Below are 9,687 nucleotides of genomic sequence, written 5' to 3'. Positions count from 1 at the left end.
CCGCGCACCGGCGCGGTCCGGCTCGCCGCCGACCTGGTCGGGTTGCGGCCGGTGCGCGACCAGCTCGGGCTGGCCCGGGTGCGGCGGTGCTACACCGGCGGGGCGCCGCTGTCGCCGGACGTGTTCCGGTTCTTCCACGCCATCGGGGTCAACCTCAAGCAGATCTACGGCCAGACCGAGATCTGCGGCATCGCGGTGGCGCACCGCGACGGCGCGGTGCGGTTCCACACCGTGGGCGTGCCGATCCCCGGCACCGAGCTGCGCGTCGCCGACGACGGCGAGATCCTGCTGCGCTCGGCGAGCGTGTTCCGCCGGTACCTGCACGATCCGCAGGCCACCGCGCGGGCCAGGACCGCCGACGGCTGGGTGCACACCGGCGACGCCGGGTACCTCGACGACGGGGAGCTGGTCGTCATCGACCGGCAGTCCGATGTGCTGTCGCTACCCGACGGCAGCCGGTTCTCCTCCGCGTTCATCGAGAACAAGCTCAAGTTCTCCCCGTACGTGGAAGAGGCGGTCAGCTTCCACGGTACGGCCGGCATCACCGCCATTTTCTGCATCGACCCGCGGGTGGCCGGCGCGTGGGCCGAGCGGTCCAGGGTCGGCTACACGACCTACACCGACCTGGCCGGCAAGCCCGAGGTGGCCGACCTGCTCGCCGAGGAGGTGGCCCAGGCCAACGCCGACCTTCCCGAGCCGATCCGTGTACGCCGATTCGTTTTGCTCCACAAGCAACTCGACCCGGACGACGACGAGATCACCCGAACCCGCAAGGTCCGCCGCAACGTGGTCAGCAGCCGGTACGCCGACATCATCGCCGCGTTGGACCGGGGCGACGAGTCGGTGGACGTGCACACCAGCGTCACCTACCAGGACGGAACCCGGGCCGAGCGGACCATCACGCTCGCAATCCGGGAGCCGGTCAGCCAGCAGGCGCTGGCGCAGCGTCCCCGCCGCCCGGTCTGGAGTGGACGCACATGACCGACTTCATCCAGTTGACCGTCTACGGCCTGGCCAACGGCGCGGTACTGGCGCTGGCCGCGCTCGGCTTCGTGCTCATCTACAAGGCGACCAGGGTCATCAACTTCGCCCAAGGCGAGCTGCTGCTGATTGGCGCATACCTGTTCTACACGGCGTTCGTCCTGCTTCGCCTGCCGCTGGCGGTCGCGGTCGTCGCCAGCGTCGTCGTTGCCGCGGTGCTCGGCGTGGCGGTCGAGCGGCTGGTGCTGCGGCCGCTGATCGGCGAGGACCCGATCGCGGTCATCATGGTGACGATCGGGCTGGCCGCGATCCTCAAAGCCGGCGTGCAGATGTTCTACGGCACCACACCGCGAGAGATGCCCAAGGTGCTGCCCACCGGATCGGTGGACATCGCCGGGGCCCCGGTGCCGCTGGACCGGCTCACCGCGGTTGCCGTCGCGGCCGTCGCGCTGGGCGCGTTCAGCGCTTTCTTCCGCTGGTCACGGCACGGCATCGCGATGCGGGCGGTCGCCGACGACCAGCAGGCCGCGCTGGTCCAGGGGATTTCGGTACGGCGGATCTTCGCGCTGGCCTGGGCGCTGGCGGCGATCAGCGCGCTGCTCGGCGGGGCGCTACTCGCCGACATCGCCGAGGTGAGCCAGAACCTGGCCAACTTCGGGCTGATCGTGTTCCCGGTGGTCATCCTGGGCGGGCTCGACTCGGTACCCGGCACGATCGTCGGCGGCGCGGTGATCGGCCTGCTCAGCCAGTACGCGGAGGGCCTCTCGCCGGGCGCCTCGCAGGTCGCCCCGTATGTGGCGCTGGTGTTGATCCTGCTCGTGCGCCCGTACGGGTTGTTCGGACAGGTCCGGATCGAGCGGGTGTGACATGGCTGCCACCGCGACCGGCGTCTACCACGGCTCCTACGCCTCCGAGCTGCGGCTGCGGCACACCGGTGCCGAGCGGTTCCGGCTGCTGCTGATCGCCCTCGCGCTGCTCGCGCTGCCGTGGACGGTCGACACCTACTGGCTGGGCATCGTCAACACCATCGCCATCGCCGTGATCGGCGCGGTGGGGTTGAACATCCTGGTCGGCTTCACCGGACAGATATCCCTTGGGCAGGGCGGCTTCCTGGCAGTCGGGGCGTTCACCTCGGCGCTGCTGGTCCAGCGCGGCGGCCTGCCACTGCCGCTGGCGATGATCGCGGCGGTATTGGTTACCGCGGGCGTCGGGGCGTTCTTCGGCCTGCCCGCGCTGCGGCTCAAGGGCCTGTACCTGGCCATCGCGACGATCGCCAGCCAGGAGATCATCATCTTCGTTGTCCGCCGCTGGACCTGGCTCACCGACGGCCAGGGTTTCCTCGACGTGGACCGGCTCACCCTGTTCGGCCTCCGAGTGCCGCGGACCAGCTTCGAGTTCGTCTGGTACTGGATCCTCGCCGGCCTCGCCGTGCTGGCGGTGCTCAGCGCCCGCAACCTGTTCCGCACCGCGCTCGGCCGATCCTTCATGGCGGTTCGTGACCAGGACATCGCCGCCTCGGCGATCGGCGTCAACCTGACCCGTACGAAACTGTTCGCCTTCGCGGTCTCCTCCGGGTACGTGGGGCTGGCCGGAGCGCTGATCGCGCACTACACCGAGACGGTCACTTGGGAGCGGTTCACCATCGACGTCTCGATCCAATACCTGGCGATGATCATCGTCGGCGGGCTCGGCAGCATCGCCGGCGCGGTGTACGGCGCGGCGTTCATCATGCTGCTGCCGCCGCTGCTCGCCGAGCTGGCCGGCAGCGTACGCGGCTGGGCGCCGTTCCTGGCCGACCAGCTGCCCGCCTTCCAGGCCGCCACCTTCGGACTGGTCATCGTGCTGTTCCTGCTTTTCGAACCGCGCGGGCTGGACCGCATCTGGCGCCGCGCCAAGGACTACTTCCGTTACTGGCCTTTCCGGTACTAGGAGGACAAGCCCATGAAACGACTCAGTTACGCAACCGCCGCCGCTGCCGCGCTCGCGCTGGTCGCCGGCTGCGGTGGACCTGGTGGGGACGCCGGTGCCGGCGAGGAAGGCCAGGAGATCGTCATCGGGGTGCTCGCCGACCTCACCGGTGCCACCGCCGACGTCGGCAAGCCGTACAACGAGGGGATGTTGGCCTACGTCGACAAGATCAATGCCGCGGGCGGTGTCAAGGGCAGCACGATCAAGGCGTTGAGCGAGGACTACGCCTACAAGGTGCCCACCGCCGAGGAGAAGTACAAGGGGTTCGTCTCCGAGCAGGCGGTCGCCATCCAGGGCTGGGGCACCGGAGACTCGGAGGCGTTGCGGACCAAGGTGAAGGACGACGAGCTGCCGTTCATGTCCGCCTCCTACGCCGAGGCGCTCACCGATCCCAACCAGTCGCCGTACAACTTCGTGGTGGCGCCGACGTACTCCGACCAGATGCGGGTGGCGTTGGACTACATCGCGGCGGAGGATCCGGCGGCCCAGGTCGCGGTGTTCCACCACGACTCCCCGTTCGGCACCGCGCCGCTCGCCGACGGCGAGAAATGGCTCGAGGACAAGGGCTACCGGCTCGGCTACCAGGCCTACCCGATGAAGACCGGCGCCACCGACCAGATCGGCTTGCTCCAGCAGGCCAAAGCGCAGGGCGCCAAGTACATCGTGATCCAGAACGTGTCGAGCCCGGCCGCGGTGGTCGCCCGGGACCTCGCCGCGCAGCGGCTGGACATGCGGATCATCTGCCTGAACTGGTGCTCCGACGAGCTGTTCGCCAAGACCGCCGCGGGCGCGGCCGAGGGCCACCTGATGGTGCAACCGTTCGCCCCGCCGAGCGCCGCCAAGCCCGGCCACCAGGAGATCCGGCAGTACTGCGAGAGCAAGGACATCGACCTCGACGCCAAGGGTCTGCACTTCGTGCAGGGCTGGTACACGATGGAGGTGATGGTCAAGGGCATCGAGAAGGTGCTCAACGACGGCGACGAGCTGACCGGCCCCAACCTGCGTGCCGCCCTGGAGACAATGCCCGCGGTGGACACCGGCGAAGTCACCGGCCCGATCAAGTTCTCCGCCGAAAGCCACCGGGGCAGCACCGCCTCCGGCATCTACCAGGTCACCGGCGGCAAGCTCACCGAGGTCTCCGCCGAGGTGGTACCCAAGACGTGAGCCGGACACCTGATGCGGCCGCCCGCGCCGGCTCCGGCCGGGCGGCCAACGCCGACGGTTCGGCCACCCGGACACCCGCCGCGCTGACCGTGGAGAACCTGGAGGTCATCTACGACCAGGTGATCCTGGTGCTGCGCGGACTGTCGCTGGAGGTACCAGCCGGCCAGATCGTCGCGCTGCTCGGCTCGAACGGCGCCGGCAAGTCCACGACACTCAAGGCCATCGCCGGGCTACTGCCGACCGAACACGGTGACGTCACCGACGGCACGGTCCGGTTCGACAGCCTGGACATCACCGGGATGGACGCGGCAGCGCGGGTACGCCGCGGCATCGCCATGGTGATGGAGGGCCGGCGGGTGTTCGAGCACCTCACCGTGCACGAGAACCTCGTGGCCGGCGGGTACACCCGCGGCGCCAAGGCCGACTACGCGCGGGTGTACGAGTTCCTACCCGGCCTCGCGGCGCTGCGGTCCCGGGTCGCCGGCTACCTGTCCGGCGGCGAGCAGCAGATGCTGGCGATCGGCCGGGCCCTGATGTCCGACCCGCGCCTGCTGCTGCTCGACGAGCCGTCGCTCGGGCTGGCGCCCCGCCTGGTGGACGAGGTGTTCCGGGTGATCCAGCGACTGAACCAAGAGCTCGGCCTCACCGCGCTCCTGGTCGAGCAGAACGCCCGGCAGGCGCTCGCCGTGGCGGACCGCGGCTACATCATGGAGTCCGGCCGGATCATGCTCGACGGCCCCGCCGCGGAACTCGCCGACAACCCCGACGTCAAGGAGTTCTACCTGGGCCTCGGCGATGCCGGCGCGCGCCGACGGTACCGCGACGTCAAACACTACAAGCGCCGCAAGCGCTGGCTGTAAGGAGGATGGCGTGCTCGCCTACCGAATCTCGCAGTACGTTCACGGTCTGGATGCCGCGGTCGCCGCCACGGTGAACGAAGCCGTCGCCCTGGTGCCGGCCTTCGCCGACCGCCTCGCCGCCGCCGACATCAACGGGGTACGCGAGGTCGCCGACCTCGACCCCCTGCCGGTGCTGGGCAAGGACGAGCTGATTCAGGCACAGCAAGCGGCTCCGCCGTTCGGTGGCGCGGTAGCCCCGAACGCGCGGTTGCGCAAGGTGTTCGCATCACCGGGGCCGCTGTTCGAGCCGCAGCTCGCCGGAACCGATCCCTGGCACTGGGCCGAAGCGCTGCGCGCCGCCGGGTTCGGCGCGCACGACGTGGTGCTCAATTGCTTCGGCTACCACCTCTCACCGGCCGGTGCCATGTTCGAGGAAGGCGCGCTCGCGCTCGGCGCCACGGTCATCCCGGCCGGCGTGGGCAACCAGGAACTGCAGATCCAGACCGCGGTGCGGGTCGGCGCGTCCGCGTACACCGGGCTGCCCTCCTACCTCAAGGCGCTGCTGGAGAAGGCGGTGGCTGCCGGTGAGCCGCTGGCGATCCGGCGGGCACTGGTCACCGCCGAGCCGCTGCCAGACTCGCTACGCGACTGGCTGGCCTCCTATGTGGACACCGTGCACCAGGCGTACGGGACCGCGGAGACGGGGCTGCTCGGATACGAGACCGCGCCGAACTCCGGACTTGCCCTACCCGACGGCGTACTCGTGCAAATCTGCGACCCGGCGACCGGTGCTCCGGTGGTCGATGACAGCGTCGGCCAAGTGGTGGTCACGCTGCTGCGCCCCGAGCAGCCACTGGTCAGGTTCGGAACCGGCGACCTGTCCGCCTGGCGTCTCGGCGCCGACTCCTCACTGCGCCTGGCCGGCGTACTCGGGCGCATCGGCGAAGCGGTCAAGGTACGCGGGATGTTCCTGCACCCGCGGCAGGCGGCGCAGGCGCTGGCCGCGGAGCCGGGCATCGCCGCGTACCGCTTCGTGATCGACCGCGTCGAGCACCGCGACACACTGCGCTGCGAACTGGTACCCGCGCCCGACGCCGACGCCGACCTGGCCGACCGGGTACGAGAGAAGATCCGGTCCCGGCTGCGGCTCGCAGCCGACGTCGTCTGCGTACCGGCACTCGATGACGGTCCGGTTCTCGACGACCGCCGGACCTGGTAGACCGCAAGCCGTGTCCGCCCGCGCTGTCATCCGGATCCGCCCAGGGAAGCGGTCCATTTCCGGTGGGAAGCCGACTGATGGGGTGGAGCGCGATGGCCGGCGTTCTGCAGTGCCTGGACGACGCTGCGCTTGAACAGGATGCCGATCGCGCGGCGCGACGGCCGCGGTCCACACCCGCCCGCATGACAGACCACACAGCGGCGGCAGCTCCATCCGCATCTCGGCTTCGGGGCGCCAGGCCTGCTCGTTGGCGCGCATGACGTCGCTGATGGCGAGGCCTTCCCGAGCGCACTGCGCGAGCAACTCGGCGGCCGAGCCGAAGGGTAGTACGTCCGGGTGCCGAGCACCGGCCGTCGTCGGCGGCCTCGGGTCCCGAACACCCACCGTCGAGATCGATCTGCCATGGCTACCGATCGGTGGCGTCGCCCTGGCCTGTCTGGCAATCGCGCTGCTCGCCAGCCTCGTCCCCGCCGCCCTCCTCCTCCGCCGACAACCGATCGAGCTCGCCGGCCTACGGGAATAGCCGAACGCTCTCGGTGACACCGACGACCGAAGCCTGAGGAAACCCTCAGCAGGGGCTGCCTATCCTCGGGCCTGCTGGGGCGGACGGACCGGTCGCGCTGCGGGCACACGTTCGTGATCGTCGAAACCACTTTCACCGTGAAAGGTTCCGTCGCGACATGATCGGCGTGATCGTCACCGTGATAATCGTCGTCGTCTTCCTCGCGCTGATCGCGCTCATGCACTGGTACGTCTGGAAACGGCTGGTCAAGGACGTCACCAAGCCGGGTCGTGCGCGGCGGGCCGGCGCCGTGGCGGTCGCGCTGCTCGCCGTGCTGATGGTCGCCGCGTTCGTCGGCGGGCGGCTGGCGTCGCCGGAGGTGGCGGGCTGGTTCAGCTGGCCCGGGTACATCTGGCTCGCGCTGGTTTTCTACCTGTTCCTGATCACAGCGGTGCTGGAGCTGCCCCGGCTGGCGCTGCGCGGCTGGGTGCGCCGACGCCCGCTCGAGGCGACCGCCACCACCGACACGGCACCGGCAACCTCCGAACCCTCGCCGGCCCCGGGGAAGCCCGAGGTGAACCAGAGCCGGCGGCTGTTCCTCGCCCGGACCACCGCGGTAGTGGCCGGGGCGGCGTCGGCGAGCCTGGTCGGCGTCGGCATGGTCAACGCCCTCGGGCCACCCGACCTGCTGAGGGTTCCGGTGCGGCTGCGCCGGCTCGACCCCAGCCTCACCGGCTTCCGGATCGCCACGGTCAGCGACATCCATCTGAACTCGCTGATCGGCCGCTCGCACACCGAGCGGATCGTGCGGATGATCAACGAAACCGACCCGGACGTGGTGGCGATCGTCGGCGACCTGGCCGACGGCACACCGGAGGATCTGCGTTCGGCCGTCGAGCCGCTGCGGGACCTCGCGCCCCGCGAGGGCAGCTTCTTCGTCACCGGCAACCACGAGTACTTCGAGGACGCCGACGCCTGGATCCGCGCACTCGACGGCCTGGGCATCCACACGCTGCGCAACGAGCGCACCGCGATCACCCGCGGCTCGGCGACGCTCGACCTGGCCGGGGTCACCGACGTCAACGGCAGCTCGGCCGGCGATGCCCCGGACTTCGACCGTGCCCTCGGCGGGCGGAATACCGACACCCTCGTCGTGCTGCTCGCCCATCAACCGGTCCAGGTCTCCGACGCCGCCGAGCGCGGCGTCGACCTCCAACTGTCCGGACACACCCACGGCGGTCAGATGTACCCGTTCCACCACATCGTGTCGATGGCCCAGCCGACACTGGCCGGTCTGTCTCAAGTAGACGACACCTGGCTGTACGTGACGCGCGGGGCCGGCTTCTGGGGGCCGCCCGTACGGGTCGGAGCCCCGCCCGACATCTCTGTGCTCGAGCTCCGGGCCGACTGAGATCTGCCTTCGGCAGATGGTCCCGGCTCGCCCGCTGCCGGAACGTGGACGTGTCCGGGAAGGCGAGTCGGGGAGTTGTGATGATCGGACGGCGATCGCCGATGATTCACGGCTTAACCTCGACGATTTTCAACCGGAGGCTAACAAGACGTTCGGGCCGTCTTGTGTGACGCAGAGCGCACACATGTGCATCAGTTCCCCGATTGGTTCGTGGCTCCGTGTGGATTCGCTACGCGCCTCCTCGTTCTGGCCCTGGCGACGCCGACGTTCGGATCGAGTGGGGACATCCAGAATGGACAAAGGAACTCCACTCGGACCGGGTGACCTCGCCACAGGACAGGCGGCACACTCCTTCTCTTCGTCAGGTATGACTCCGTGACGCCAAAAGTAGTATTTACGTCCTCGGTGCCAGTCGGCATCGAGTTCGGTACAGCGTCCACTCGTCCTCTTCCAGCACCAATCAGGAAACTCGACGTGAAAGGGTGGACGTAGCCTCGGGCTGCGCCGGAGTGCTCATCGACGACTTGGCAAAACGAGTCACGAGCTGGACCAGCCGGTCGACTGCCTGGCCAGCTGGATCCACGGTTCCCGTGTGGCCTGCGTTGGAATCAATGTACGCGGGGCTGCCGGAGTGTTACCGGTAGTGTGGAGAGTCGGTGTGTCACTGCTGGGGGTGCAACGAGCTGACGGCCTGGACGGCAGCGGCTACCTTCCCACGCGGCCCAAGCGGCCGCCGTAGCCCCGCTACGGCCGCGGCATGGCTGGTCAGCTGGCGCGGCCGGCGTCGGTCTTGTCGTAGAACTCCTTCAGTCGTTGCTTGATGGCTGGATTGGCCATCGTGGAGTAGCCCCAGAGGGCTTCGATGGCGAGTTGGTCATCCAGCGGGCGGCCGATGACGTCGAGGATGGTTTCTTTCGCGGACTCGACGGCGAACTGGTCGTTGCGGAGGATCTTGCTCACCACGTCCTCGGTGGCCGCCATGAGCTCGTCGTGCGGTACGACCTTGGACACCAAATTCGTGGCCAGTGCTCGCTGGGCGTCGATCGGCTCGCCGGTGAGCAGCATCTCCAGGGCGACGCCGACGCCGCATGAGTTCACCAGGCGCGGGATGCCGCCGTCGGCGTGGTGTAGGCCGCGACGTACCTCGAACGAGCCGAACTTCGCGCGGTCCGAGGCGACGCGGATGTCGCAGGCAAGTGCGACTTCGAACCCACCAGCCAGTGCCCAGCCGTTGATGGCGGCGACGATCGGCTTGTGGATGCGGTGCAGGCCGCGGGTGATCGCGCCGAAGCCGTCCTTGACCTTCTTGCGCGGGTGTAGCGCGTCCTCGTCGAGCCAGGGCGGGAGCAGTTCCTTGAGGTCGGCACCGGCGCAGAACGCGTGGTCGCCGGCGCCGGTCAGGATCGCGACCCGCAGCTTCGGGTCGTCTCGGAAATCCCGGAAGATCCGCCACATCTCGTTGTGTGCCTCGAGGTTGAGGGCGTTGCGGGCATCGGGCCGGTTGATAGTCACGTAGGCGACGTCGCCGCGCTTGTCGTAGAGCACCGAGGGCATGGTTTGCCTTTCGTCCGGGGATGCCAGTCGCCCGCGGGACGGCCGACAT

8 protein-coding genes are annotated in these 9,687 nt (G+C 69.1%); 7 read left to right on the top strand and 1 reads right to left on the bottom strand.

Features of this window, described 5'->3' with window-relative positions:
- The 7 genes from ACRDSK_RS03225 to ACRDSK_RS03195 form a co-directional block, all read left to right on the top strand.
- The coding region (locus ACRDSK_RS03225; protein ID WP_431438350.1) for an AMP-binding protein at positions 1 to 981 on the top strand (981 nt) is incomplete at its 5' end.
- Positions 978 to 1,847: a branched-chain amino acid ABC transporter permease gene (locus tag ACRDSK_RS03220; protein ID WP_431438349.1), complete on the top strand. Its 870-nt coding sequence runs from the start codon at positions 978 to 980 to the stop codon at positions 1,845 to 1,847. The genes ACRDSK_RS03225 and ACRDSK_RS03220, both read left to right, overlap by 4 nt.
- Position 1,848: 1 nt before the next feature.
- Positions 1,849 to 2,910 (top strand): branched-chain amino acid ABC transporter permease, encoded by a 1,062-nt coding sequence (locus tag ACRDSK_RS03215; RefSeq protein WP_431438348.1) that lies wholly within the window; start codon positions 1,849 to 1,851, stop codon positions 2,908 to 2,910.
- Between the two features lie 12 nt (positions 2,911 to 2,922).
- The gene (locus tag ACRDSK_RS03210) at positions 2,923 to 4,113 is read left to right on the top strand and encodes an ABC transporter substrate-binding protein (RefSeq protein WP_431438347.1); all 1,191 of its coding nucleotides are present in this window, start codon (positions 2,923 to 2,925) and stop codon (positions 4,111 to 4,113) included.
- 83 nt (positions 4,114 to 4,196) lie between these two features.
- Positions 4,197 to 4,973 carry an ABC transporter ATP-binding protein gene (locus ACRDSK_RS03205; RefSeq protein ID WP_431438351.1) on the top strand — a complete coding sequence of 259 codons (777 nt, stop codon included), beginning with the start codon at positions 4,197 to 4,199 and terminating at the stop codon, positions 4,971 to 4,973.
- Positions 4,974 to 4,983: 10 nt separating this feature from the next.
- Complete coding sequence (locus ACRDSK_RS03200; RefSeq protein WP_431438346.1) at positions 4,984 to 6,171, top strand: phenylacetate--CoA ligase family protein; 1,188 nt, start codon at positions 4,984 to 4,986, stop codon at positions 6,169 to 6,171.
- Between the two features lie 680 nt (positions 6,172 to 6,851).
- Positions 6,852 to 8,084, top strand: coding sequence for a metallophosphoesterase (locus ACRDSK_RS03195; RefSeq protein ID WP_431438345.1), 1,233 nt, complete (start codon positions 6,852 to 6,854; stop codon positions 8,082 to 8,084).
- A 765-nt stretch (positions 8,085 to 8,849) separates the two neighbouring features.
- Here the strand turns inward: ACRDSK_RS03195 and ACRDSK_RS03190 are convergent.
- A complete protein-coding gene (locus ACRDSK_RS03190; RefSeq protein WP_431438344.1) occupies positions 8,850 to 9,629 on the bottom strand; it encodes an enoyl-CoA hydratase/isomerase family protein in 780 nt (259 codons plus the stop codon).
- Positions 9,630 to 9,687: the final 58 nt, after the last annotated feature.

Source organism: Actinophytocola sp. (genome assembly GCF_050699915.1).
In the GTDB taxonomy this organism is placed as follows: Bacteria; Actinomycetota; Actinomycetes; order Mycobacteriales; family Pseudonocardiaceae; genus Actinophytocola.
This window is presented reverse-complemented; position numbering and strand designations above follow the sequence as displayed.

Excerpts from the sequence above, each read along its gene's own strand:
- ACRDSK_RS03220 (WP_431438349.1), top strand. The coding sequence starts at position 978 with ATGACCGACTTCATCCAGTTGACCGTCTACGGCCTGGCCAACGGCGCG.
- ACRDSK_RS03195 (WP_431438345.1), top strand. The coding sequence starts at position 6,852 with ATGATCGGCGTGATCGTCACCGTGATAATCGTCGTCGTCTTCCTCGCG.
- ACRDSK_RS03210 (WP_431438347.1), top strand. The coding sequence starts at position 2,923 with ATGAAACGACTCAGTTACGCAACCGCCGCCGCTGCCGCGCTCGCGCTG.
- ACRDSK_RS03215 (WP_431438348.1), top strand. The coding sequence starts at position 1,849 with ATGGCTGCCACCGCGACCGGCGTCTACCACGGCTCCTACGCCTCCGAG.